Origin of the sequence: Streptomyces sp. NPDC000345 (genome assembly GCF_042898825.1) — a bacterium.
Lineage (GTDB): Bacteria > Actinomycetota > Actinomycetes > Streptomycetales > Streptomycetaceae > Streptomyces.
Genome location: NZ_JBIAZE010000001.1, coordinates 465,001 through 487,779, shown reverse-complemented (window position 1 = coordinate 487,779; position 22,779 = coordinate 465,001). Strand labels below are relative to the sequence as shown.

The following is a 22,779-nucleotide window of genomic DNA, read 5'->3' as shown; positions in this document are numbered from 1 at the left end:
ACTTGGGGTAACTGCAACCCTGCTCGAGCCGTGCTCGGGTGGAGGCGAAAGTGGGTGGGGACCGGTGGTACGCAGACCGGTGGCGTTGATCGTGGCTCTCGTGCTGTTCACGGAGGCGCTCGGCATCGCCGTGCTGAACTGGTCCCTGGGGACCCTGGCCGAGCGGCAGAACATGTCCCTGGCCGGCATCGACCCGGACGTCATGGCGACGTCCTCGAAGGCCGGCGGGATCGGCTTCGGCCTCTACTTCGCCTTCTGCGGCCTGGTCGCCCTGCTGGTGGGCCTGCGCAACCGTCCGCCGGCCGGCTTCGGGCGGGTCCTGCTGATCAGCGCGGCCGTCGTGCACGCCCTGCTCGGCGCGTTCGCCTGGGGGCTGCTGGGCAGGCAGCAGTTCGTGTTCATGATGGTGGTGTTCGCGCTGATCGTCCTGCTCCTGATGACCTACGACGTCCAGCCGGGGCCCGCCGCCGATGCGCCCCGGGACGGCGACGGGGGCGACGGGGAGCCCGAGGGCGACGGGACGGCCGGGGAGCGGCCCGAGGACGGCGGTGAGGGCACCGCGGGCGAGGGCTCGCCGCTCACGCCTCCCGCGGCGCCCACAACTCCGTGATGCCGACCCCCAGCCGCGCCAGCAGCCTGCGCACCAGGGGCAGGCTGATGCCGATGACGTTGCCGTGGTCGCCGTCGATGCCGTCGATGAAGGGCGCCGAACGGCCGTCGAGGGTGAACGCCCCCGCGACGTGGAGCGGCTCGCCCGAGGCGACGTACGCGGCGATCTCCCCGTCGCTCGGCTCGCCGAAGCGGACCACCGTGGAGGCGGTGGCGGAGGCGTAGCGCCCGCTGACGGTGTCGTAGACGCAGTGGCCCGTCTGGAGCGTGCCCGCCCGGCCGCGCATCGCCTTCCAGCGGGCCGTGGCCTCCTCGGCGTCCGCGGGCTTGCCCAGCGCCTCGCCGTCCAGGTCGAGCACCGAGTCGCAGCCGATCACCAGCGCGCCCTTGACCTCCGGCCGCGCGGCGACCACGGAGGCCTTCGCCTCGGCGAGGGCGAGCGCCAGCTCGGCGGGCGTGGGGGCGGTGACGGCGTCCTCGTCCACCCCGCTCACGACGACCTCGGGGGCGAGGCCGGCCTGGCGCAGGAGATTCAGCCGGGCGGGAGACTGGGAGGCGAGGACGAGGCGGCGGGGGGCTGCGGTCATGCGGTCAGCGTATCGCCGCGGCCTGGAGACCGAGCACGATCATCGCGATCACCATGGCCAGGGCCAGGAAGAGGCCGAGCCGCCTCAGGGTCTCCTGCATGTCGCGGAGTTCCTCGGGCGGCTCGTTCTTCGGGTCGGACCACAGCATGCCACCAGCGTGGGCCTCGGCCGGGGCGGAGCGCCTGAGTACGCGTACTCAACTTGCCCGGCGCGCCGGTTTGCCCGGGCCGCGTCGTGGTGCACGGCCCGCGGGCATGGTCAACGGCCCGCGGCCGTGTTCTCCGGGCCGCGGGCCGGTGGGGGCGCAGGCCTCCGCGCCCGGTGTGTCCGGAGGGCGCAGGTCCCCGCGCCCTCCGGGGTGTGTCTCAGCCCGGCCAGTAGGTGCGGGACCAGGACGCCTGGCCCGGCTGGGGCAGGTGCCGGCCCGCGATCCTCGCCGGGTCGGACCACGCGTCGCGAGGGGTCTCCGCGCCGGACGGCGCGGCTGCCGCCGCCGCGGCGCGGGCTCTGACCACCGCCAGGGCGGCGGCCAGCTCCTCCGGGGTCGGGTTGCCCCGTACGACCTTGATGTTCATGACGGCTCCCAGCAGGCCTAGAGGGGGATGTTGCCGTGCTTCTTCGGAGGCAGGGATTCCCGCTTGGTGCGCAGCTGACGCAGGCCGCGCACGATGTGCCGGCGGGTGTCCGACGGCATGATCACGGAGTCGATGTAGCCGCGCTCGGCCGCGACGTACGGGTTGAGGAGGGCGTCCTCGTACTCCTGGATCAGCCGGGCGCGCACCGCCTCCAGGTCCTCGCCGTTCGCCTCCGCCTCCGCGATCGTGCGGCGGTGCAGGATGTTGACCGCGCCCTGGGCGCCCATGACGGCGATCTGGGCGGTCGGCCAGGCCAGGTTGAGGTCGGCGCCCAGGTGCTTGGAGCCCATGACGTCGTACGCGCCGCCGAAGGCCTTGCGGGTGATCACGGTGATCAGCGGGACGGTGGCCTCGGCGTAGGCGTAGATCAGCTTGGCGCCGCGGCGGATGATGCCGTCGTGCTCCTGGCCGACGCCCGGCAGGAAGCCGGGGACGTCGACGAAGGTGATGACCGGGACGTTGAAGGCGTCGCAGGTGCGCACGAAGCGGGCCGCCTTCTCGGAGGCCGTGATGTCGAGGCAGCCCGCGAACTGCATCGGCTGGTTGGCGACGATCCCGACCGGGTGGCCCTCGACCCGGCCGAAGCCGGTGAGGATGTTCGGCGCGAACAGCGGCTGCGTCTCGAAGAACTCGGCGTCGTCCAGGACGTGTTCGATCACCGTGTGCATGTCGTACGGCTGGTTGGCGCTGTCCGGGACGAGGGAGTCCAGCTCCAGGTCCTCGTCGGTGACGGCGAGGTCCGCCTCCTCCGGGAAGACCGGGGCCTCGGAGAGGTTGTTGGACGGCAGGTACGACAGCAGCTGCTTGACGTACTCGATGGCGTCCTTCTCGTCGCCCGCCATGTGATGCGCCACGCCCGACACGGAGTTGTGGGTGCGCGCGCCGCCCAGCTCCTCGAAGCCGACGTCCTCGCCGGTGACCGTCTTGATGACGTCCGGGCCGGTGATGAACATGTGCGAGGTCTGGTCGACCATCACCGTGAAGTCGGTGATCGCGGGGGAGTAGACCGCGCCGCCCGCGCAGGGCCCCACGACCAGCGAGATCTGCGGGATGACACCGGAGGCGTGGGTGTTGCGGCGGAAGATCTCGCCGTACGCCCCCAGGGACGCGACGCCCTCCTGGATGCGGGCGCCGCCGGAGTCGTTGATGCCGATGACCGGGCAGCCGGTCTTCAGCGCGAAGTCCATCACCTTGACGATCTTCTGGCCGTAGACCTCGCCCAGCGCACCGCCGAAGACGGTGAAGTCCTGGGAGAACACCGCCACCGGACGGCCGTCGACCGTGCCGTACCCGGTCACGACACCGTCGCCGTAGGGGCGGTTCTTGTCGAGGCCGAAGTTGGTGGAGCGGTGGCGGGCGAACTCGTCGAGCTCGACGAAGGAGTCCTCGTCGAGGAGGAGTTCGATGCGCTCACGGGCCGTCAGCTTGCCCTTGGAATGCTGCTTCTCGACGGCGCGTGCGGAGCCGGCGTGCGTCGCTTCCTCGATACGGCGCTGGAGATCCGCGAGCTTGCCCGCGGTGGTGTGGATGTCGATCTCTTGACGCTCTTCCGGCTCGGACATCGGGATGCGGCTCCCTGCCTGCTCAAAAGGGGGGACGGTTACTCATCCGTAGAGTAGTGGTGCGCCTACCAATCAGCAGTGCGGCGTTTCACACACCTAGGGTGGCTTGCATGACGCCCCGAGATGCATCAGACGCCGACGGCAGCCGCTGGTCCGATCTGGACCGGCCGCCCCTCAACGCCACCGCCCTGCGCCGGGCCCTGGTGCGGGAGGGCGGTCTGTGGTCCGAGGTGGAGGTGGTGCAGCGGATCGGGTCCACCAACTCCGAGCTCGTGACGCGGGCGACCCAGGGCAGGGCGGGGGAGGGGGCCGTGCTCGTCGCCGAGGAGCAGACCTCGGGACGGGGCCGGCTGGACCGCCGCTGGACGGCACCCCCGCGCTCCGGGCTCTTCTTCTCCGTCCTGCTGCGGCCGAGCGAGGTCCCCGTCGCCCGCTGGGGCTGGCTGCCGCTGCTCACCGGTGTCGCCGTCGCGAGCGGCCTCGCCCGGGCGGCCGGCGTCGACACGGCACTCAAGTGGCCGAACGACCTGCTGGTGACCGTGGCGGGCGAGGAACGCAAGGCCGGGGGCATCCTCGCCGAGCGGGCCGGCGAGGACGGTGTCGTCATCGGCGTCGGCATCAACGTCACCCTGCGCGCCGACGAGCTGCCCGTCCCGCAGGCGGGGTCGCTGGCGCTGGCCGGCGCGGCCGGCACCGACCGTGACCCCCTGCTGCGGGCCGTACTGCGGTCGCTGGAGGAGTGGTACGGGCGCTGGCGCTCGGCAGGCGGCGACCCGGCGGCCGGCGGGCTGCAGGAGGCGTACGCGGCGGGCTGCGCGACCCTCGGGCGCACGGTGCGGGCCGATCTGCCCGGTGAGCGGTCCGTCGTCGGGGAGGCGGTGGCGGTCGACGGGGACGGCAGGCTCGTGATCGCGACGGAGGAAGGGGTACAGGAGCCGGTGGGGGCGGGAGACATCGTGCACCTGCGACCGGCGTGAGGGGGTGGCGGCCCGTCCGGCGAACGAGGGCCGGTCCGCACCGGCGCCGGGTGCCGTGCGGCCGCGCGGGACTTAACGTCGGCTCCACAGGCGTGAGCTACCGCACACTGCCGTAGAGTTGAGGACCGGTCGATACCTGACCGCGGAAGATCGGAAGGGCAGCAGGCGTGACCGTCGACGACACGGGCTCCGGCGCGGGCGCGGAACGCCGGGTGGACCCCCATGCCGCCGATCCCGGCGAGGGCAACCCGCTCGCGCTGCGCCTCGAACAGCTCATTCTCGGCGCCGAGCGGCGCTACACCCCGTTCCAGGCGGCCCGCAGCGCCGGGGTCTCCATGGAGCTGGCGTCCCGTTTCTGGCGGGCGATGGGCTTCGCCGACATCGGCCAGGCCAAGGCGCTCACCGAGGCCGACGTCCTCGCCCTGCGCCGGCTCGCCGGTCTGGTCGAGGCGGGGCTGCTGAGCGAGGCGATGGCGGTGCAGGTGGCGCGGTCCACCGGGCAGACCACCGCACGGTTGGCGGAGTGGCAGATCGACTCCTTCCTGGAGGGCCTGACCGAGCCGCCCGAGCCCGGCATGACCCGCACCGAGGTCACGTACCCCATCGTCGAACTGCTCCTGCCCGAGCTGGAGGAGTTCCTCGTCTACGTCTGGCGCCGGCAGCTGGCCGCCTCGGCCGGGCGGGTGGTGCAGGCCGCGGACGACGAGGAGATGGTCGACCGGCGGCTCGCCGTCTGCTTCGCCGACCTGGTCGGCTTCACCCGGCTGACCCGCCGGATGGAGGAGGAGGAGCTCGGCGAGCTGGTCGAGGCCTTCGAGACCACCTCGGCCGACCTGGTGGCCGCCCGCGGCGGCCGGCTGATCAAGACCCTGGGCGACGAGGTGCTGTACGCGGCGGACGACGCGGGCACCGCCGCCGACATCGCGCTGCTGCTCGTCGAGACGATGAGCAACGACGAGACGATGCCCGAGCTGCGCGTGGGCATGGCCTTCGGCACGGTGACGACCCGGATGGGCGACGTCTTCGGTACGACGGTCAACCTGGCCTCGCGGCTGACGTCGATAGCGCCCCGGGACGCCGTGCTCGTCGACAGCGCCTTCGCGGAGGAGCTGATCCGCACCGGCGACGCGCCGGCCTCGGAGGCGGAGGCCGCCGAGGAGGCGGCCGCGGCGGAGAAGGAGGGCGAGGAGCCGCCGAAGTACCGCTTCGCGCTCCAGCCGATGTGGCAGCGCCCCGTACGAGGCCTGGGCGTGGTCGAACCCTGGCTGCTGACCCGCCGCCACGACCCCTCGACCTGACCCCACGCTCGCGGGCCCGCGCCCCACAACCCCTGCGCCCCACAACCTCGGCGCCCGGAGCGGCCGGGCCCTCGCCGTCACCGCACAACCCCGGCGCCCCGAGCCCCCCGCACCCACACCCTGGCCGGACCCGCCCGGCCATCCACCCCGCCGGACCGCACACCCCCGTCCGCGACCCTGCCGCCCGGTGCCCCGGGCCGTGGTGACTCGGCCGTGGGCCGCCGGGCCGTCTGGACCTTGTCCGTGTGCTTGCCGCCCGGTGCCCGGGGCCGTGGTGACTCGGCCGTGGGCCGCCGGGCCGTCTGGACCTTGTCCGTGTGCTTGCCGCCCGGTGCCCGGGGCGGTGTACACCCAGGCCGTGACCCCCCGTGGCCCCCGTGGGCCCCTCGGCCGTGGGCCCCCCGGCGGTGGGCCCCTCGGCCGTGCCGCCCGCGGGCGTCGTGTCCCGGGTCGGGGCGTCGGGGCGGCAGGTGACTTGCGGGGCTGTGCGACCTGCGGTCCAGTTTCCTCCCCGCCGCCGGGGACCCCCTTCCCCCCGGCGGCCTCACACGCCAGGTGTCGTGTCGAGGGCGTCCACGCACAGGCCCACGACGGGGACGCAGACCGCCGGCTGAGGGGGGTGGCTCGTCTGGTGGGGGGTGGGGGGTGAGGACGGGGTGGGTGTCGGTGTCGTGGGGTGGGGAGCGGCGGTGCGGGGCGGGGTGGGCGGGGCCGGGGTGGCTGTGGGAGGGGGAGTGGGCGGGGTGGGGGTGGCGGCCTGGGGGAGGGCGGCGGACGTGGGGGCGGGGCTCGTCCTGGGGGTCGCGCCGCCCATGGGGGAGGGCGCGGTCGGGGTGGCCGCGACGGTGGCGCCGGCGTTGGCCGCGCGGTCCGTGGCGCCGCCCCCTCCGGTGACGGGCTCCGGGTGGGGCTCCGCCTCCGCGGTGCCGATGCCGGCCGCACCGCCCGGGTCGGAGGACATGCGGACGAGGGCCAGCATCCCGGCGGCCAGCGCCAGGCCGCCCGCCGCGAACAGTGCCTTGCGGGGGCGCGGACGGCGGTGCCGCCCGCGCGGCGCCGCCCAGAGCCGGGTGGGCTCTGTGCACGTGTCGTCCACCGGTGTGCTCGTCATCGGGTTCCCTCCCCGGTGCGGTCGCGCCCCCGATACTCCGGGGCGGACGCACGTTATGCGCTCCGGTGAGCGGTCGGGGTGGAGTTGGGCGGGATGTCACTCGAACGGGTGGGCGGTCCCTTGCGGTGAAGGGGTCGGCCGCCACCGCCCTTTCCCCCGCGCGCCCGGCCTGGGATGATCGGGCCGTCGGTGGGTGTTAACCGGCGTTAACTCGAATGCATGGATGACACGGAGGACGTCATGAGCGAGGAGCGGTTCGGGGAGTTCGTCCTGGTGCGGCGGCACGGGGACGGCGGCCATGTCGCGGAGCTGGCCCTCGACCGGCCCAAGGCCATGAACGCCGTGTCCACGGACATGGCCCGGGCCGTCGCCGGGGCCTGCGCGGCGCTGGGCGAGGACCGGGACGTACGGGTCGTCGTGGTGACCTCGACGCACGAGCGGGCGTTCTGTGTCGGCGCCGACCTGAAGGAGCGCAACTCCTTCACCGACGCGGACCTGCGGCGCCAGCGGCCCACCACGCGCGGGGCGTACACCGGTGTGCTGGAGCTGCCGGTGCCGACGGTCGCGGCGGTGCACGGGTTCGCGCTGGGCGGGGGGTACGAGCTGGCGCTCGCGTGCGACGTGATCGTGGCCGACCGTACGGCCGTGGTGGGGCTGCCGGAGGTGTCGGTCGGCGTCATCCCGGGCGGCGGCGGTACCCAGTTGCTGCCGCGCCGGGTGGGAGCGGCGCGGGCGGCCGAGCTGATCTTCACCGCGCGCCGGGTGGAGGCGCCCGAGGCGCGGGAGCTGGGGCTGGTGGACGTGCTGGTGGACGAGGGGCGGGACCGGGAGGAGGCGCTGGCCCTGGCGTCCCGGATCGCGGGCAACTCCCCGGTGGGGCTGCGGGCGGCCAAGCGGGCCCTGCGGCTGGGGCAGGGGCTGGATCTGCGCGCGGGCCTGGAGGTCGAGGACGCGGCCTGGCGCACGACGGCGTTCTCGGGGGACCGGGCGGAGGGGGTGGCGGCGTTCAACGAGAAGCGCAAGCCGCAGTGGCCGGGGGAGTGAGGTGCCGCAGGACCCGGGCGCCCGGGGCCCTCGTCTCCCGTCACTCTATGTGCCCCTTCGGCGTCCCCTTTCGCAGTAAATATCCCTAACCTGGGGTAATGGGTGAGGACAGACGCCTCGTGGCCGTCGTGGCGCTCGCGCAGGGGATGGCCGCCGCGCACACGCCCCGGGAATCCTGGCGGGCCGCCGCCCTCGGGGCCTGCCGGGCGCTGGCCGGGGCCTTCGCCGCGCTCTCGGTGTGGGAGCGGGACGTGGGGCGGCTGCGGGTCCTCGTGAACGTGGGGGACCGGGCCGCCGACGAGGACGAGTTCCCGGAGGCCGAGGCCTACCCGGTGCACCAGTTCCCCGAGATCACCGAGTTCCTGCACGAGCGCTGGGTGTCCGGAGGCGAGCCCAACGCCTGGGTCGAGACGGCCGACGGCGCCGCCGAGGGCCGGCCCGGATACTGCCATCAACGCGTCGCCGCCCTGCGCCGGCGAGGCCGCGGGTCCTGCGTGGTCGCGCCGATCGTGCTGCACGGCCGGGCCTGGGGCGAGCTGTACGTCGCCCGCTCCTCCGGCACCCCCGTCTTCGACCGCGCCGACGCCGACTTCGCGACCGTCCTGGCCGCGGTCGTCGCCGCCGGGCTCGCGCAGACCGAGCGGCTGGAGGAGGCCAGGCGTCTCGCCTTCACCGACTCCCTCACCGGTCTCGCCAACCGCCGTGCCGTCGACGTGCGCCTGGAGGAGGCCGTCGAGCAGCACCGCGCCCGCGGCGTGGTCGTCAGCCTCGTGGTGTGCGACCTGAACGGGCTCAAGCGGGTCAACGACACGTGCGGGCACGCGGTGGGCGACCGGCTGCTGGAACGGTTCGGGTCCGTTCTCTCCCTGTGCGGGGCGATGCTGCCGGGGGCGCTCGCCGCGCGGCTCGGCGGGGACGAGTTCTGTCTGCTCGCGGCCGGTCCGCCCGCCGACGAGGTGGTGAAGGTGGCCGACGAGCTGTGCCGGCGGGCCGGGGAGCTGGAGCTCGGGGAGGGCGTGGCCTGCGGGGTGGCGTCCACCGGCGATCCCATCGGGCCCGTCCGCAGCGCCCGCAGGCTCTTCCGGCTGGCCGACGCCGCCCAGTACCGTGCCAAGGCCGTACGGGCCGCCCGGCCGGTCGTCGCGGGCCGTGAGGGCCCGGACGATCCCGTCGTACGCCTGGCCGACGAGCCGCCGCAGGAGCGGCCGGCCGAGCGGCGCAGTTTCCGCGGCCGGCCCTGAGGCGCGGGGGCCGCCGGGGCGTGTGACGCATTCGGTAAGGGGTGAACCGGGAACCCACTGGTGACATCTTCATCTTCACTGCGTACGCTCCTGAATATGGATATGCACACTGTGGTGGTGGGGACGTCCGGGGTGACCGCGTCCGACGTGCTCGCCGTGGCGCGCGGCGGTGCCCGCGTCGAACTCTCCGGGGAGGCGGTGGCCGCCCTCGCCGCGGCCCGCGGCATCGTGGACGCGCTCGCGGCCAAGCCCGACCCGGTCTACGGCGTCTCCACCGGGTTCGGCGCCCTCGCCACCCGGCACATCGGCCAGGAACTGCGCACCCAGCTCCAGCGCAACATCGTCCGCTCGCACGCCGCCGGCATGGGCCCGCGCGTCGAGCGCGAGGTGGTCCGCGCGCTGATGTTCCTGCGGCTGAAGACCGTCTGCTCCGGACACACCGGCGTACGGCCCGAGGTCGCGCAGACCATGGCCGACATCCTCAACGCGGGGATCACCCCGGTCGTCCACGAGTACGGCTCCCTCGGCTGCTCCGGCGACCTCGCCCCGCTCTCGCACTGCGCCCTCACGCTGATGGGCGAGGGCGACGCGGAGGGCCCGGACGGCGTCGTACGGCCCGCCGCCGAGCTGCTGGCCGAGGCCGGCATCGACCCCGTCGAACTGCGCGAGAAGGAGGGCCTGGCGCTCCTCAACGGCACCGACGGCATGCTCGGCATGCTGATCATGGCCCTCGCCGACCTGGACACCCTGTACAAGTCCGCCGACATCACGGCCGCCCTCAGCCTGGAGGCCCTGCTCGGCACCGACAAGGTCCTCGCGCCCGAGCTGCACGCCATCCGCCCGCACCCGGGCCAGGGCGACTCCGCCGCCAACATGCTCGCGGTCCTCGCCGGCTCGGAACTCACCGGGCACCACCAGGACGACGCCCCCCGCGTCCAGGACGCCTACTCGGTGCGCTGCGCCCCGCAGGTCGCCGGCGCCGGACGCGACACGATGGCCCACGCCCGCCTGGTCGCCGAGCGCGAACTGGCCTCGGCGGTCGACAACCCGGTCGTGCTGCCCGACGGCCGCGTCGAGTCCAACGGCAACTTCCACGGCGCCCCCGTGGCCTACGTCCTGGACTTCCTCGCCATCGCCGTCGCCGACCTCGCCTCCATCGCCGAGCGGCGCACCGACCGGCTGCTGGACAAGAACCGCAGCCACGGGCTGCCGCCGTTCCTCGCGGACGACGCCGGCGTCGACTCCGGCCTGATGATCGCCCAGTACACCCAGGCCGCGCTGGTGAGCGAGCTGAAGCGGCTGGCCGTTCCGGCGTCGGCGGACTCGATCCCGTCCTCCGCGATGCAGGAGGACCATGTGTCGATGGGCTGGTCGGCGGCGCGCAAGCTGCGCACGGCCGTCGACAACCTCACGCGGGTGATCGCCGTCGAGCTGTACGCCGCCACCCGCGGCATCGAACTGCGCGAGGGACTCACCCCGGCGCCCGCGACCCGGGCGGTCATCGAGGCCGTCCGCGAGGCCGGGGTCGAAGGGCCGGGTCCCGACCGGTTCCTCGCGCCCGATCTCGCGGCGGCGGACGCGTTCGTGCGCGCCGGACGGCTCGTCGCGGCGGCGGAGACGGTCACCGGGCCGCTGCGGTAGAACGCCGCCGCGGTGGAACGAAGGGGCCCTGCCGTACGGACGTGACGGCAGGGCCCCTGTGCGTGCGTGGGTTACTTGAGCTTGGCGACCTGCGCCTCGACCACGGCCGCGGGGACCGGAGTTCCCTTGCCCGTCGCGAAGGCGGCGAAGTTCACCGTGTAGAACGTGGCGATGGTGTTGCCCTTGCGGATCACCTCGGCGTGGAAGGTCGCGGTGCCCTCGCCGTCCATGTCGACGTTCTCCGAGAACGCCACCGCCTCGTCGCCGCCCCCGGTGCCCTTCTCCGAGGCGACCTTGGTGACCTTCGACTCCTCGCCCTCGGCCTTGAGGGCGTAGCCGCCGGAGCAGGCCGTCACGCCGTCGGACACGGCCTTCATGGTCTTCTCGGCGCCGTCACCCTCGTAGGACGACAGGCCCACGAACGTCATGTCGACGTTGAAGGCGTCCTCGATGTCGGCCTCGTCGAGGTCGCCCAGCGAGGTGGGCGCGTCCGACGCCTTGTCCGCCGAGACGGTGTTGCCGGCGCCGGCGTCCGTGTCACCCGGCGCGAGAGCGGCCGTGGCCCAGGCCAGCGGGTCGCACGCCGCCTTGTCGGTCTTCACGGCCGACTTCGACTTGGGGAGGGTGTCGTCCCCGGAGGCCACCTTGTAGCCCTTGACCTCGCCCTGCGCGAGCAGCAGCTTCTCCAGCTCGGCCGCGGTCAGCGCCTTCGCGTCCGAGGCGGCGGAGGAGGAGGCGGACCCCTTGGAGTCTCCGGAGTCCTTCGACCCCTCGTCCGACGAACACCCCGTGAGGAGGGCGAGTGACAGTGCGCCGATCGCGGCGGTGGAGCACAGCCGCGCCCCCGATGATCTCTTCATGAGCGGACTATGAAGGCGTCGTCAAGGGAGAGTCAAGTCAATTCAAAAACCCAGGCGTTCCCGGCGAACCGAATAGACGACGAAGCCGGCGCCCAGGGCGAGCAGGGTGGTTCCGCCGACCACGTACGGGGTGGTGTCGAAGCTTCCGGTGTCGGCGAGGCGGGTGCCGTCGTCGGCCGTGGTCCCCGCCGTGCCGACGGTCGATTCCGTGGTGCTGGACGCGGCGCGCGCCTGGGCCGTGACCTGCGTCGTCGTCTCCGTTCTCGCCGTGGCGTCCTGGGACGCGTTGGCGGACGGGACGAACCACAGGGCGCCCAGCAGGGTCCCCGCGGCGGTGGCGGTCAGCAACGGACGGCGAGCGGATGACACGGAATATCGATCCCCTTGTGGCGCTGGCGAATTGGCCGTGTGGCCCGATGCTAATGAAAGGCGCGGGTCGCGGGAAAGTTGCGGGAGCTGTGAGCCGTACTCTCCGGGCATGACCACTGAAGAGACATCACGGTTTGTACGGCTTCGGGTGGAACTCGTGGTGGAGGTGCACGACGAGGACGGGCTGAGGCGGGCGGCGGTGGAGCGGATCGCCGGCGATCCGGAGACGTCGGATGCCGAGAGCGCCCAGGCGGTGAGCGTTGTGACGGAAGACACCGCGGAGGCCCTCGCCAGTCTGGTGGACCCGTTGGACCTGGTCAGCGGGGTGCCCGGGGTCGAGCTCCAGCAGGCCTCCTGGTCCTGCGAGCGGATCGATCACGATCCGGACTCGCCGGAGTGGGACCTCGACGAGGATGATGGCGGGGACGACGGCGAAGAAGCCGGCATCGGCTGAGCGTTCCGGGGAAATCGTGCCCGGACGGCAACCGCCGTCGGGGTTTCGTCGTCTCAGCAGGCGCACGGACCGACCACCGCACCACCGGTCCCGGCCGGGCCCGACGCCCCCGTGGACGTGGCGTGCCCCACACATTCGGAAAATGTGGAACGGGACGAACCGGTCGTAGCGTTGATGTTCGTTAACGGGGACTCTCGGGGTTCTGGGAAATCGGCAACGATGGAGAAGCGTGTGATGACGGACAGTAGGCGGCGCCGAGGTCTGATGACCGCGTCCGCACTGCTCGGCGGTGTTCTGGTGCTCACTGCGTGTTCCAGCGGCGACAGCAACGCCTCGGACGACGGTGGCAACAGCTCTTCGCAGGCCAAGGCCGACGAGGCGGCGGCGAAGAAGTCCTCCGAGGCGCAGATCAAGATCACGCCCGCGGACGGCTCGAACAACGCCTCCATCAACAACTCGGCGGCCGTCACGGTGAGCAAGGGCACGCTCACCGAGGTGACGATGACCACCGCCGACGGCACCGCGGTGCAGGGCACCCTCTCCGCCGACAAGACCAGCTGGAAGCCCAGCGTCCAGCTGGAGCGCTCGACCACTTACAAGCTGTCGGCCAGCGCGAAGGACTCCAAGGGCCTGGAGGCCCACGAGAACGCGTCCTTCACCACGGTCTCCCCGGACAACAGCTTCATAGGCAACTTCACGCCGGAGGACGGCTCGACGGTCGGCGTCGGCATGCCCGTGTCGATCAACTTCAACAAGGAGATCACCAACAAGGCGGCCGTTCAGAAGGGCGTCACCGTCACCACCAGCAGCGGCCAGGAGGTCGTCTGCCACTGGTTCTCCACCGTCCGCATGGACTGCCGTCCCGAGGACTACTGGAAGGAGAACTCCACCGTCACGCTGAAGCTGGCGCTCGACGGTGTCGAGGGCGCAGGCGGTGTCTACGGCGTGCAGCAGAAGACGGTCACCTTCAAGGTCGGCCGCAACCAGGTCACGTACGTCGACGCGCAGACCAAGCAGATGAAGGTCACGCAGGACGGCAAGACCGTCAAGACCATCCCGATCTCCGCCGGTTCGCCCGACAACAAGACGTACGAGGGCCAGATGGTGATCTCCGAGAAGTTCAAGGAGACCCGGATGAACGGCGCGACGGTCGGTTTCACCGACGACGACGGCAAGGGCGAGTACGACATCAAGGACGTGCCGCACGCCATGCGCCTGACCACGTCCGGCACCTTCGTGCACGGCAACTACTGGGGCGCGAAGTCCATCTTCGGCGCGGTGAACACCAGCCACGGCTGTGTGGGTCTGTCCGACACCAAGGGCGCCAACGACCCGAACACCCCGGCCGCCTGGTTCTACAACAACTCGATCATCGGTGACGTGGTGGTCGTCCAGAACACCGGCGACAAGACGGTGTCCCCGGACAACGGCCTCAACGGCTGGAACATGGACTGGGCCCAGTGGAAGGCGGGTTCCGCCGTCTGACCCCGGGTCAGTCCACAGCTTTCCGGTGCCGCCCCCAGGGGCGGCACCGTTGTTTCCCGGGTCGGCCACAGTCTTCTCATGCTTCTCTTATTTCTGCCTTATCCAGTCATCACGCGCCGTACCTAGCTTGCGGCGCATGTTCTTCACCTACCTGAGGCGCGAGCTGCGCCGCCGCAGAAAGGCGGCCCTCGTCGTCGCCTCCGGCCTCGCGCTGGGCATCGCGCTGGTCATCGTCGTCTCCTCCGTGTCGTCCGGCATGGGGAAGGCCCAGGACAAGGTCCTGCAGTCCCTGTACGGCCTGGGTACGGACATGACGGTCACCAAGGCCGCCTCGCCGACCGCGAACGCCTCGGACCGTCCGCGCTTCCAGTTCGACGCTCAGGACGACGACTCCGACGAGGAGCAGAGCAGCGACCGGGTCATGGTCCAGGGCTTCCAGACCCTGTCGACCGCGACCGTCGGCAAGGTCGGCAAGCAGAAGGGCGTCTCGGACGCGGTCGGCGGCCTGAGCCTCCAGGTCATCAAGGTCAGCGGCCAGTTCACCCGCGGCCAGTTCCAGCAGGACGGCAACGGCGGCGGCCAGCAGGGCGGCCCCGGCGGCAACGCCGGCGGCAACGGCCAGCCGCAGGGCGAGGTGCAGGGCGGCGGCGCCGAGTTCGACGTCAACAACTACTCCGTCTACGGCACCGACGTCACCCGGCCCGCCCTCGGCCCGCTGACCTCCTCCAAGATCACCAGCGGTCGTACGTTCAAGACCTCCGAGACCGACGGCAAGGTCGCCGTCGTCGACTCGGCGTACGCCAAGGAGAAGAAGCTCAAGGTCGGTTCGACCGTCACCATCAAGAGCGTCAAGTTCAAGGTGATCGGCGTCGCCACGGCCGACAGCGGGGACTCCGCCGCCAACGTCTACATCCCGCTGGCCCAGGCGCAGACCCTCAGCGACTCGAAGAACAAGGTCACCACGATCTACGTCAAGGCGACCGACTCGCAGCAGATCGACAGCGTCAAGTCGACGATCCAGAAGAACGTCTCCGGTACGACGGTGACGACCTCCGCCGACCTCGCGGACACCGTCTCCGGCTCCCTCTCCACGGCCTCCTCCCTCGCCACCGACGTCGGCAAGTGGCTGTCCATCGCGGTCCTCGTCGCGGCCTTCCTGGTCGCCGGCCTGCTGACCTCCTCCGCCGTGTCCCGCCGCGTCCGTGAGTTCGGCACGCTGAAGGCACTGGGCTGGAAGTCCCGCCGGGTCACCGGGCAGGTCGTCGGCGAGGCCATGGTCAACGGTCTGCTCGGCGGTGCCCTGGGCATCGCGCTCGGCCTCGCGGGCGCCTACGCCGTGACCGCCGTCAGTCCCACCCTCGAGGCCCAGCTGGGCGGCGGCGGTGGCGGCGCGGGCCAGGGCGGCCCCGGCGGTGGCTTCGGCGGCCCCGGCCGTCAGGCTGCGGCCAGGACGCTCGACGTCGCGCTGACGGCGCCGGTGAGCGTCACGACGGTGGCGACGGCGGTCGCCCTCGCCGTCGCCGGCGGTCTGATCGCGGGGGCGTTCGGTGGCTGGCGGGCGTCCCGGCTGCGGCCGGCGGACGCGCTGCGCCGCGTCGAGTAGCACCGCCAAGCCCCCAACGAATCCCAGGAGTTGACCCCATGTACGAACTCAGAGGCGTCACCAAGCGCTACACCCGGGGCAAGGAGACGGTCCACGCACTCGACGGCGTCGACCTGACCATCCCGGACGGCGACCGGCTCGTCATCCAGGGCCCCACCGGCGGCGGCAAGTCCACCCTGCTGCAGATGCTCGGCGGTCTCGACCGGCCCACCGAGGGCGAGGTCGTCCTCGACGGCACCGACCTGGCCAAGCTGTCCGAGGCCAGGCTGACCAGGGTGCGCAGCGAGAACATCGGCTTCGTCTTCCAGTCCTTCAACCTCATCCCGACGCTCACCGCGCAGGAGAACGTCGAGACCGCCCTCGTCCCGCTCGGCGTCAAGGTCAGGGAGCGGCGCGAGCGGGCCGCCGAGGCGCTGAAGTCCGTGGGCCTCGGCGAGCGGCTCGGGCACCTGCCGTCCGAGATGTCCGGCGGCCAGCAGCAGCGCGTGGCCATCGCCCGGGCCCTGGTGAAGCAGCCCAAGGTGCTGCTCGCCGACGAGCCCACCGGCAACCTCGACGAGGGCATGCGCGACGAGATCATGGACGTGCTGGAGCGCCTGTGGAAGGAGCACGGGCTGACCTTCATCATGGTCACCCACGACTCCGCGATCGCCAGGAAGGCGCCGAGACTGGCGACGATCCGCAAGGGGAAGATCACGGTGAAGGAGAACGCGGCCTCGTCCTGACCCGGCGACCGTCAAGCCGGGCGTACGTACGGCGGCTTGAGGCGCCCCCCCAACCCCCCGGCACACCGCGGTGTGCCGGGGGGTTCGCGCGTGCGGCGGGCCGAGCGGCGCGATCCGAGGACGCGCTCAGCGAACACACCCCGGAAGTGCGGCCTCCGCCCGCCCCTTCGTGCTTGCGTACCTCCATGACGGCACCCGAGGCGGGCACACCCCGCACCACGGTCGAGTACATCCGCTACCGCATCCCCGAGGAGCGATCGGCGGAGTTCCTCTCCGCCTACCACCGCGCCGCGGTCCACCTCGCGGCCTCACCGCACTGCGTCGACTACGAACTGGCGCGCTGCGAGGAGGACTTCGAGCACTTCATCCTGCGGATCACCTGGACGTCGACCGAGGACCACCTCCAGAAGTTCCGGACGTCCGACCTGTTCCCCGCCTTCCTCGCCGAGATCCGGCCGTACGTCGCCGCCATAGAGGAGATGCGGCACTACAAGGTCACCTCGGTGCGCGGCACGGGCTCCGCCGCCCCCACGAGGTAGGCGGGCGGGCGGCGGCGCGTCAGGCGGACGGCGACGGGGACCCCGCCCCCGCCCGGGTCGCGTCCGTGCCCCAGCTGGCCAGCAGACGCAGGGCCTCCGCCGACGCCGAGCCCGGTTCCGCGTGGTACGTCACCATCGTCTGCTCGCCGTCGCCCAGCAGCCGGAAGCCCTCGAAGTTGAGGGAGAGCGCGCCGACCAGCGGGTGACGCAGGTGCTTCACGCCGTGGCTCTTCTCCTTCACGTCGTGCGTCGCCCACAGCCGGCGGAAGTCCTCGCTCTTGACGGAGAGTTCGCCGACCAGGGCGGACAGGCGCGGGTCGTCGGGGTAGCAGCCGGCGTCCATGCGCAGGGCGCACACGATGTCGATCGCCTTCTGCTCCCAGTCCACGAACAGATCGCGGTAGTCGGGGTTCAGGAACACCAGCCGCGCCCAGTTCCGCTCCGCGGCCGGCAGCTGTGCCCAGTCGCCGAAGAGCGCGGCCGCCATCGGGTTCCAGGCGAGGATCTCCGCGCGCCGCCCGACGATGTACGCGGGCACGCCGTCCATCGTGGCGAGGAGCTGCCGCAGCGACGCCCGCACCTGCTGCGGGCGGGCGGTCTGCTTCTTCTTGTGCTTCGGCTTGGCCAGATGGGTGAGGTGCGCGTGCTCGGCGTCGGTCAGCCGCAGGGCCCTCGCGATCGAGTCCAGGACCTCCGCCGAGACGTTCCGTCCGTTGCCCTGTTCCAGGCGGGTGTAGTACGCCACCGACACCCCGGCCAGCTGCGCCAGCTCCTCCCGCCGCAGCCCCGGCACCCTGCGGTGCCGGCCGAAGTCGGGCAGCCCCACGTCCTCCGGCTTGAGCCGGGCCCGGCGGGTGCGCAGGAACTCGCTCAGCTCGGCGCGCCGGTCCAGGGGCGCGCCGGAGGAGGGCTCGGGAGGCTCGGTCGTGGAGGCCATGACTCCAGTATTCCTGGTCCCACGACCACGATCCTGACCCCGCCAGTGGTAGGCACGCCAGGCGTACGCAGAGCCGTGACCTGGGTGATTCCTGTCCGGTGCGGCACGCTGGACGCCGTGCCCGGCCGAAAGACAGGCCGGGACGACGACCCCCGCTAGGAGATCCCCGGCATGACCACCGTTGCCGCGTACGCCGCACCCGCCGCCAAGGCTCCGCTGGAGCGCACGACGATCGAGCGCCGTCCGGTCGGAGAGTTCGACGTCCTGATCGACATCAGGTTCGCCGGTATCTGCCACTCCGACATCCACCAGGCCCGCGAAGGCTGGGGTGAGGCGATCTTCCCCATGGTCCCGGGCCACGAGATCGCCGGCATAGTGTCCGAGGTCGGCCCCGGCGTCACCAAGTACGCCGTCGGCGACCGGGTCGGCGTCGGCTGCCTCGTCGACTCCTGCCGCGAGTGCGACAACTGCAAGGCCGGCCAGGAGCAGTACTGCACCGGCGGCGGCGTCGGCACCTACAACGCCGTCGGCAAGGACGGCGAGCCGACCTACGGCGGCTACTCGCAGAAGATCGTGGTCGACGAGAACTTCGTCGTCCGCATCCCCGACGGCCTCGCCCTGGACGTGGCCGCGCCCCTGCTCTGCGCCGGCATCACCACGTACTCCCCGCTCAAGCGGTGGAACGCCGGGCCCGGCAAGAAGGTCGCCGTCCTCGGCTTCGGCGGTCTCGGCCACATGGGCGTGAAGATCGCGCACGCGCTGGGCGCCGAGGTGACCGTCCTGTCGCAGTCGCTGCGCAAGCAGGAGGACGGCCTGAAGCTGGGCGCCGACCACTACTACGCCACCAGCGACCCGAAGACCTTCCAGGAGCTGAAGGGCACCTTCGACGTCATCCTGTCCACGGTCTCGGCCCCGCTGAACCTGGACGCGTTCCTGTCCCTGCTGAAGTCGGAGGGCGCCTTCGTGAACGTCGGCGCCCCCGAGGAGCCCGTCGCGCTCAACCTCTTCTCCGTGATCGGCGGCGGCAAGACCCTCGCCGGCTCCATGATCGGCGGCATCGCCGAGACCCAGGAGATGCTGGACTTCTGCGCCGCGCACGGCCTCGGCGCCGAGATCGAGCTGATCGGCGCGCAGGAGATCAACGACGCGTACGAGCGGGTGCTGGCGAGCGACGTGCGGTACCGGTTCGTGATCGACACGGCGACCATCTGACGGCCGCCGTCCCTGTGGCCGAGGCCCCCGGCGTACGACCGTCGGGGGCCTCGCCGTCTCCCGGTCCCCGTCCGGGGCGGCCGACGTGTCCCTCCGGCGCCGTCCGGCCTCGGCGTACGGTGGTGGAGAGGAGGGCGTGAAGGGAGGGCCGCACGATGACCGTGCAGCTGAACCACACCATCGTCGCCGCGCACGACAAACGGGCCTCGGCCCGGTTCCTCGCGGATATCCTCGGTCTCAAGGTGAGCGAGCCGTACGGCCCCTTCGTCCCGGTCGCCCTCCCCAACGGGGTGACACTCGACTACCAGGAGACGGACGAGGACATCACCCCGCAGCACTATGCCTTCCTGGTCTCCGAGAACGACTTCGACACGATCTTCGGCCGGGTTCGGCAGGCCGGACTGACCTACTGGGCCGACCCCTTCCACCGCCGGCCCGGCGAGATCAACCACAACGACGGAGGCCGGGGAGCGTACTTCGACGATCCGAACGGCCACCGTCTGGAAATCCTCACGCGGCCCTACGGAAGCGGAGGCGACTGACCATGCCTGTGCACCACGTCCGCCCGGACCTGCGGGTCCTCAACGACAGCATCGAAGTGCCCGGGATCGGGCATCTGCCCGTGAACGCCTTCGTCCTGCTCTCCGCCCAGCCCGTGGTCGTCGACACCGGACTCGGGCTGCCCGACCGCGACTTCCTGGAGACGGTCGGTTCCGTGCTGGACCCCGCCGACGTGCGCTGGATCCTGCTCACCCACCCGGACCGGGACCACACGGGCGGCCTCTACGACCTGCTCGCCGCCGCCCCCGAGGCACGGGTGGTGACCACGTTCCTGTCCGTGGGCCTCCTGTCCTGCGAACGGCCGCTGCCGCTCGACCGCGTCCATCTGATCAACCCCGGCCAGACCCTGGACGTCGGCGACCGCACCCTCACGGCCTTCCGGCCCCCGCTGTACGACAACCCGGGCACCGTCGCCTTCTTCGACGACCTGACCGGCGTCTGCTTCAGCGCCGACTGCTTCGGCGGACCGATGCCCAGCGCCGACCTGGCCCGGGCCGACGACGTCCGCACGGTCGACGCGGAGGAACTGCGCGCCGCGCAACTGCTGTGGGCGACGGTCGACAGCCCCTGGGTGGAGAACGTCGACGAGGACAAGTTCCTGGCGAGCTTCGCCCCGCTGCGGGAACGGGAGCCGGAACTCATCCTCTCCACCCATCTGCCGCCCGCCCCCGGCCTGTCCGGGACGCTGATCGACCGACTGGGGTCGGCGGCCGGCGCCCCCGCGTTCGTGGGACCTGACCAGGCGGCGCTGGAGCGGATGCTGGCGGGGTTCGAGCCCACCGGGGCCCCGAGCGGCGGCGGACGGCCACACGTGCCCGGCACTCCGGGCTGACGCACCTTGGGCTGACGTCCCGGCGTCGAGCGGGCCCCGCCGAGGCGGGCCCCGCCTCGGCTGGCGGGTCAGGCGCGCAGGCCCTTGAGCCCGTCGTAGGCGGACATCACGATCTCCATCCCCCGGGTGTCCGCCGCGGGTTCGCGCATCTGGTTCGTCACGTACGCCACCACCATGCGGGACTCGGGCTCGATCATGACCGTCGAACCGCCCCAACCGCCCCACCCGTAGGTGCCGCCGAACCGTCCGTAGCCCAGACCCCAGCTGATCGGCATGCCCAGGATCCGGTCCTCGCCGCCGAACTGCTCCTCCCAGGCCCGCTCACAGCCCGCCCGCGACAGCAGCCGCACGCCGCCGACCGACCCGCCGCAGGCCATCACCGACTGGACGAGGGCGACCGAGCGGGCGTTGCCGAAGCCGCTCGCCGCCGGGATCTGCGCCCGGCGCCACGCCACGCTGTTGCCGTCGCGGAGCCGGATCGCGGTCGCGGTGGTCGCGGTCCCGGCCCCGTCGCCGCCGGCCGTGCCCGCCGTGTAGTCCTCGTCCCGGGACGGCGGCGGGACCGTCAGCGCCACCCGGTGATCGTGCTCGGCCGGCAGCCCCATCCGGAAGTCCGCGCCCAGCGGCCCGGCGATCTCGTGGGCGAAGAACTCACCCGGGCTCCGGCCGGTGATCCGGCGCACGACCTCGCCCACGAGGAATCCCTGGGTGAGCGAGTGGTACCCGGCCGCGCTGCCCGGCTCCCACTCGGGAGCCCGCGCGGCCAGTCGTGCCGTCGCGGCCGGCCAGTCGTAGATCTCCGCCACCGGCCCCTCCCAGTCGGGCAGACCGGCGGTGTGCGACAGCAGATGCCGTACCAGCACCCCCTCCTTGCCCGCCGCGGCGAACTCCGGCCAGTACCGGGCGACCGGCGCGTCCAGGTCGAGCTCGCCGCGGTCGGCCAGAACCAGCGCGCACAGCGCCGTCATCGTCTTGGTCACGGACCAGACGTTGACGATCGTGTCCCGCTGCCAGGGCACGGTCCGCTCCGCGTCGGCGAACCCGCCCCAGACGTCCACCACCGGCTCGCCGTCCACGAAGACCGCCACCGAGCCGCCCACGTCACCGCCGTCCAGCAACGCGCCCAGCGCGCTGGGCACCGCGGTGAACAGACCGTCGTACGAGCCCTGAACATCAGCCATGCACGTATTAGCCCGCACCGGCCCACGCGCGGCAACCGAATTCCCGCGTACGGGAGGAAACGCGAAGAGGCGCCTCCGGCCGGCCCCGGGGCGCGGCGGCCGGGGACGTGAATCCACGGACGCCGCGTGCCTCCCCACCGGATACTGGCCCCGGAAGAGAACGCCCGTGCGTGCGAAGGGGAGGCCGTGGTCGGCTGCCTGGCTGTCCTGCTGTTCGTCGCCGTCGTCGGCGAGTTCCTCATCATGCCGGTCTGGATGCACGACCTGATGGCGGCTCAGACACCGCCACAGCGGCTCGACTCCGGCGAGACGGCGGTGCTGGTCCTCGGCTCCCTCCTGACCGCGCTGGTGATCGTCTGGTCGTCGGGCCGGCGCAGGCCCGGGCGGTCGGCGGAGCTCCTCGCGTACGCGGTGCTGCTGGTCGGGCTGTGTGTCGCGGTGGCACTGTGGCTGCGGCAGCGGATGGACACGGGCAACTGGAGCCTCGAGGCGGCCGTCGAGAGCCTGGCCGCGGGGGCCACGGCCCTCGTCTTCCGGCGCCTGCTGCGCCGCTCGGAGCGCGGCCGGCCGCTGCCGGGCGAGATCTGGCTCGCGCTGGTGCCGTTCCGCGAGCGGGACGAGGAGGCCCGGCACTACTGCGTGGTGGTCGGACGCGGGCTGCGGCACGCGAAGGTCCTGCAGATCACCTCGCAGAACAAGGACGACCGCCGCGACCACGTCCGCATCCCCCGCGACGGCTGGGCCGTCAACTCCGGCAAGGACGCCCACTGGATGGAGATCGGCCTCCCGCCGCGCAGGGTGCCGTACCGCGACTTCCTCAAGGACAGGCCGCAGGGACCCTGCCCGAAGGCCACCTGGCGACAGATCCGTGCCCACCGGCACACCCCTGTCCGGCGCACGGTCCTGGAGGGCATACGGCGCGTACGGAGCCGGATCGCCCGGCCGGGGGTGGAGCGCACCTAGGCTCGTCCCCCGCGGGGAATCGCCGCTCTGTGCCGAGCGCCGCAGGGCCGAGGACGGCACGCGCATCCTGCGGCCAACCGAACGTCACCTTCCGCGGCGCACGGTGACGGAACCCAGGTTCACGATCGTCGTCACCTCGACCCGCTCCCCGGGTTCGAGCATGGGGTCGACGGCGGCCAGGAGAAGCCGGCGGCGCCTTCCGTTCACGGGTGCACTCCTGAAGGGTCCGGGCGCGAACCGCGCCACAGCGGCCCGTGCCCGGTGAGCAACCGGCGCGGGCCCCCGCGGGTCCGGCCGGCATGAGTCGTCGGCACACCTTTGTCATACGCGGGTCAGACCCCCACCGCGCCGTC

General features: G+C 72.3%; 24 protein-coding genes and 1 pseudogene. 15 read left to right on the top strand and 10 right to left on the bottom strand.

Going from position 1 to position 22,779, the window contains the following annotated elements:
* The first annotated feature begins 64 nt into the window (after positions 1 to 64).
* The gene (locus ACFY30_RS02290; protein ID WP_390843295.1) at positions 65 to 610 is read left to right on the top strand and encodes a hypothetical protein; all 546 of its coding nucleotides are present in this window, start codon (positions 65 to 67) and stop codon (positions 608 to 610) included.
* Here ACFY30_RS02290 and ACFY30_RS02285 read toward each other — a convergent pair.
* The 4 genes from ACFY30_RS02285 to ACFY30_RS02270 all read right to left on the bottom strand — a co-directional run bounded on the left by ACFY30_RS02285 (position 579) and on the right by ACFY30_RS02270 (position 3,393).
* Positions 579 to 1,196 carry a Maf family protein gene (locus ACFY30_RS02285; RefSeq protein WP_390843294.1) on the bottom strand — a complete coding sequence of 206 codons (618 nt, stop codon included), beginning with the start codon at positions 1,194 to 1,196 and terminating at the stop codon, positions 579 to 581. The genes ACFY30_RS02290 and ACFY30_RS02285 overlap by 32 nt on opposite strands.
* A gap of 4 nt (positions 1,197 to 1,200) precedes the next feature.
* Positions 1,201 to 1,344 carry a morphogenic membrane protein MmpB gene (gene mmpB, locus ACFY30_RS02280; RefSeq protein WP_390843293.1) on the bottom strand — a complete coding sequence of 48 codons (144 nt, stop codon included), beginning with the start codon at positions 1,342 to 1,344 and terminating at the stop codon, positions 1,201 to 1,203.
* Positions 1,345 to 1,561: 217 nt separating this feature from the next.
* Positions 1,562 to 1,771 (bottom strand): acyl-CoA carboxylase epsilon subunit, encoded by a 210-nt coding sequence (locus tag ACFY30_RS02275; protein ID WP_390843292.1) that lies wholly within the window; start codon positions 1,769 to 1,771, stop codon positions 1,562 to 1,564.
* A gap of 17 nt (positions 1,772 to 1,788) precedes the next feature.
* Positions 1,789 to 3,393 carry an acyl-CoA carboxylase subunit beta gene (locus ACFY30_RS02270; RefSeq protein ID WP_390843291.1) on the bottom strand — a complete coding sequence of 535 codons (1,605 nt, stop codon included), beginning with the start codon at positions 3,391 to 3,393 and terminating at the stop codon, positions 1,789 to 1,791.
* Between the two features lie 110 nt (positions 3,394 to 3,503).
* Between ACFY30_RS02270 and ACFY30_RS02265 the strand changes: the two genes are divergently transcribed.
* Positions 3,504 to 4,370 carry a biotin--[acetyl-CoA-carboxylase] ligase gene (locus ACFY30_RS02265; RefSeq protein WP_390843290.1) on the top strand — a complete coding sequence of 289 codons (867 nt, stop codon included), beginning with the start codon at positions 3,504 to 3,506 and terminating at the stop codon, positions 4,368 to 4,370.
* 167 nt (positions 4,371 to 4,537) lie between these two features.
* Complete coding sequence (locus ACFY30_RS02260) at positions 4,538 to 5,668, top strand: adenylate/guanylate cyclase domain-containing protein (RefSeq protein WP_390843289.1); 1,131 nt, start codon at positions 4,538 to 4,540, stop codon at positions 5,666 to 5,668.
* Positions 5,669 to 6,212: 544 nt separating this feature from the next.
* Here ACFY30_RS02260 and ACFY30_RS02255 read toward each other — a convergent pair.
* Positions 6,213 to 6,779: a hypothetical protein gene (locus ACFY30_RS02255; RefSeq protein WP_390843288.1), complete on the bottom strand. Its 567-nt coding sequence runs from the start codon at positions 6,777 to 6,779 to the stop codon at positions 6,213 to 6,215.
* Positions 6,780 to 7,019: 240 nt separating this feature from the next.
* On the opposite strand from ACFY30_RS02255, the gene ACFY30_RS02250 reads away from it, so the two are divergent.
* The 3 genes from ACFY30_RS02250 to hutH all read left to right on the top strand — a co-directional run bounded on the left by ACFY30_RS02250 (position 7,020) and on the right by hutH (position 10,705).
* Positions 7,020 to 7,823, top strand: a complete 804-nt coding sequence (locus ACFY30_RS02250; RefSeq protein ID WP_390843678.1) for an enoyl-CoA hydratase/isomerase family protein — start codon at positions 7,020 to 7,022, stop codon at positions 7,821 to 7,823.
* Positions 7,824 to 7,921: 98 nt separating this feature from the next.
* Positions 7,922 to 9,064: a diguanylate cyclase domain-containing protein gene (locus ACFY30_RS02245; RefSeq protein ID WP_390843287.1), complete on the top strand. Its 1,143-nt coding sequence runs from the start codon at positions 7,922 to 7,924 to the stop codon at positions 9,062 to 9,064.
* 102 nt (positions 9,065 to 9,166) lie between these two features.
* Entirely contained in the window at positions 9,167 to 10,705 is a 1,539-nt protein-coding gene (gene hutH, locus ACFY30_RS02240; protein WP_390843677.1) for a histidine ammonia-lyase, read from the top strand.
* A 71-nt stretch (positions 10,706 to 10,776) separates the two neighbouring features.
* On the opposite strand, the gene ACFY30_RS02235 is transcribed toward hutH, so the two are convergent.
* Complete coding sequence (locus tag ACFY30_RS02235; RefSeq protein ID WP_390843286.1) at positions 10,777 to 11,565, bottom strand: hypothetical protein; 789 nt, start codon at positions 11,563 to 11,565, stop codon at positions 10,777 to 10,779.
* Positions 11,566 to 11,607: 42 nt separating this feature from the next.
* A complete protein-coding gene (locus tag ACFY30_RS02230) occupies positions 11,608 to 11,934 on the bottom strand; it encodes an LPXTG cell wall anchor domain-containing protein (RefSeq protein ID WP_390843285.1) in 327 nt (108 codons plus the stop codon).
* Between the two features lie 109 nt (positions 11,935 to 12,043).
* Between ACFY30_RS02230 and ACFY30_RS02225 the strand changes: the two genes are divergently transcribed.
* The 5 genes and pseudogenes from ACFY30_RS02225 to ACFY30_RS02205 form a co-directional block, all read left to right on the top strand.
* Positions 12,044 to 12,388 carry a hypothetical protein gene (locus ACFY30_RS02225; RefSeq protein WP_390843284.1) on the top strand — a complete coding sequence of 115 codons (345 nt, stop codon included), beginning with the start codon at positions 12,044 to 12,046 and terminating at the stop codon, positions 12,386 to 12,388.
* Positions 12,389 to 12,622: 234 nt separating this feature from the next.
* Positions 12,623 to 13,873, top strand: coding sequence for an Ig-like domain-containing protein (locus ACFY30_RS02220; protein WP_390843283.1), 1,251 nt, complete (start codon positions 12,623 to 12,625; stop codon positions 13,871 to 13,873).
* A gap of 136 nt (positions 13,874 to 14,009) precedes the next feature.
* The gene (locus ACFY30_RS02215) at positions 14,010 to 15,476 is read left to right on the top strand and encodes an ABC transporter permease (RefSeq protein ID WP_390843282.1); all 1,467 of its coding nucleotides are present in this window, start codon (positions 14,010 to 14,012) and stop codon (positions 15,474 to 15,476) included.
* A gap of 38 nt (positions 15,477 to 15,514) precedes the next feature.
* Entirely contained in the window at positions 15,515 to 16,201 is a 687-nt protein-coding gene (locus ACFY30_RS02210) for an ABC transporter ATP-binding protein (protein WP_390843281.1), read from the top strand.
* A gap of 185 nt (positions 16,202 to 16,386) precedes the next feature.
* Positions 16,387 to 16,734 (top strand): annotated as a pseudogene (locus tag ACFY30_RS02205) (putative quinol monooxygenase); the annotation flags it as partial.
* 25 nt (positions 16,735 to 16,759) lie between these two features.
* Here ACFY30_RS02205 and ACFY30_RS02200 read toward each other — a convergent pair.
* The gene (locus tag ACFY30_RS02200; RefSeq protein ID WP_390843280.1) at positions 16,760 to 17,677 is read right to left on the bottom strand and encodes a helix-turn-helix domain-containing protein; all 918 of its coding nucleotides are present in this window, start codon (positions 17,675 to 17,677) and stop codon (positions 16,760 to 16,762) included.
* Positions 17,678 to 17,848: 171 nt separating this feature from the next.
* Between ACFY30_RS02200 and ACFY30_RS02195 the strand changes: the two genes are divergently transcribed.
* The 3 genes from ACFY30_RS02195 (at position 17,849) to ACFY30_RS02185 (ending at position 20,282) form a co-directional block, all read left to right on the top strand.
* Positions 17,849 to 18,889 carry an NAD(P)-dependent alcohol dehydrogenase gene (locus ACFY30_RS02195; protein WP_390843279.1) on the top strand — a complete coding sequence of 347 codons (1,041 nt, stop codon included), beginning with the start codon at positions 17,849 to 17,851 and terminating at the stop codon, positions 18,887 to 18,889.
* Between the two features lie 155 nt (positions 18,890 to 19,044).
* A complete protein-coding gene (locus ACFY30_RS02190) occupies positions 19,045 to 19,431 on the top strand; it encodes a VOC family protein (protein ID WP_390843278.1) in 387 nt (128 codons plus the stop codon).
* A 2-nt stretch (positions 19,432 to 19,433) separates the two neighbouring features.
* The gene (locus tag ACFY30_RS02185; protein WP_390843277.1) at positions 19,434 to 20,282 is read left to right on the top strand and encodes an MBL fold metallo-hydrolase; all 849 of its coding nucleotides are present in this window, start codon (positions 19,434 to 19,436) and stop codon (positions 20,280 to 20,282) included.
* A 68-nt stretch (positions 20,283 to 20,350) separates the two neighbouring features.
* Here the strand turns inward: ACFY30_RS02185 and ACFY30_RS02180 are convergent, their stop codons facing one another.
* A complete protein-coding gene (locus ACFY30_RS02180; protein WP_390843276.1) occupies positions 20,351 to 21,463 on the bottom strand; it encodes a serine hydrolase domain-containing protein in 1,113 nt (370 codons plus the stop codon).
* 186 nt (positions 21,464 to 21,649) lie between these two features.
* On the opposite strand from ACFY30_RS02180, the gene ACFY30_RS02175 reads away from it, so the two are divergent.
* Entirely contained in the window at positions 21,650 to 22,426 is a 777-nt protein-coding gene (locus tag ACFY30_RS02175) for a hypothetical protein (RefSeq protein ID WP_390843275.1), read from the top strand.
* A gap of 84 nt (positions 22,427 to 22,510) precedes the next feature.
* On the opposite strand, the gene ACFY30_RS02170 is transcribed toward ACFY30_RS02175, so the two are convergent.
* Positions 22,511 to 22,633 carry a hypothetical protein gene (locus tag ACFY30_RS02170; RefSeq protein ID WP_390843274.1) on the bottom strand — a complete coding sequence of 41 codons (123 nt, stop codon included), beginning with the start codon at positions 22,631 to 22,633 and terminating at the stop codon, positions 22,511 to 22,513.
* Positions 22,634 to 22,779 lie beyond the last annotated feature (146 nt).

Bases quoted from the DNA above. Each gene is read 5' to 3' on its own strand.
- ACFY30_RS02270 (WP_390843291.1), bottom strand. From the start codon at position 3,393: ATGTCCGAGCCGGAAGAGCGTCAAGAGATCGACATCCACACCACCGCG.
- ACFY30_RS02215 (WP_390843282.1), top strand. From the start codon at position 14,010: ATGTTCTTCACCTACCTGAGGCGCGAGCTGCGCCGCCGCAGAAAGGCG.
- ACFY30_RS02195 (WP_390843279.1), top strand. From the start codon at position 17,849: ATGACCACCGTTGCCGCGTACGCCGCACCCGCCGCCAAGGCTCCGCTG.
- ACFY30_RS02190 (WP_390843278.1), top strand. From the start codon at position 19,045: ATGACCGTGCAGCTGAACCACACCATCGTCGCCGCGCACGACAAACGG.
- ACFY30_RS02185 (WP_390843277.1), top strand. From the start codon at position 19,434: ATGCCTGTGCACCACGTCCGCCCGGACCTGCGGGTCCTCAACGACAGC.
- ACFY30_RS02200 (WP_390843280.1), bottom strand. From the start codon at position 17,677: ATGGCCTCCACGACCGAGCCTCCCGAGCCCTCCTCCGGCGCGCCCCTG.
- ACFY30_RS02220 (WP_390843283.1), top strand. From the start codon at position 12,623: ATGACGGACAGTAGGCGGCGCCGAGGTCTGATGACCGCGTCCGCACTG.
- ACFY30_RS02235 (WP_390843286.1), bottom strand. From the start codon at position 11,565: ATGAAGAGATCATCGGGGGCGCGGCTGTGCTCCACCGCCGCGATCGGC.
- ACFY30_RS02255 (WP_390843288.1), bottom strand. From the start codon at position 6,779: ATGACGAGCACACCGGTGGACGACACGTGCACAGAGCCCACCCGGCTC.
- hutH (WP_390843677.1), top strand. From the start codon at position 9,167: ATGCACACTGTGGTGGTGGGGACGTCCGGGGTGACCGCGTCCGACGTG.
- ACFY30_RS02250 (WP_390843678.1), top strand. From the start codon at position 7,020: ATGAGCGAGGAGCGGTTCGGGGAGTTCGTCCTGGTGCGGCGGCACGGG.
- ACFY30_RS02265 (WP_390843290.1), top strand. From the start codon at position 3,504: ATGACGCCCCGAGATGCATCAGACGCCGACGGCAGCCGCTGGTCCGAT.
- ACFY30_RS02245 (WP_390843287.1), top strand. From the start codon at position 7,922: ATGGGTGAGGACAGACGCCTCGTGGCCGTCGTGGCGCTCGCGCAGGGG.
- ACFY30_RS02180 (WP_390843276.1), bottom strand. From the start codon at position 21,463: ATGGCTGATGTTCAGGGCTCGTACGACGGTCTGTTCACCGCGGTGCCC.
- ACFY30_RS02210 (WP_390843281.1), top strand. From the start codon at position 15,515: ATGTACGAACTCAGAGGCGTCACCAAGCGCTACACCCGGGGCAAGGAG.
- mmpB (WP_390843293.1), bottom strand. From the start codon at position 1,344: ATGCTGTGGTCCGACCCGAAGAACGAGCCGCCCGAGGAACTCCGCGAC.
- ACFY30_RS02285 (WP_390843294.1), bottom strand. From the start codon at position 1,196: ATGACCGCAGCCCCCCGCCGCCTCGTCCTCGCCTCCCAGTCTCCCGCC.
- ACFY30_RS02225 (WP_390843284.1), top strand. From the start codon at position 12,044: ATGACCACTGAAGAGACATCACGGTTTGTACGGCTTCGGGTGGAACTC.
- ACFY30_RS02275 (WP_390843292.1), bottom strand. From the start codon at position 1,771: ATGAACATCAAGGTCGTACGGGGCAACCCGACCCCGGAGGAGCTGGCC.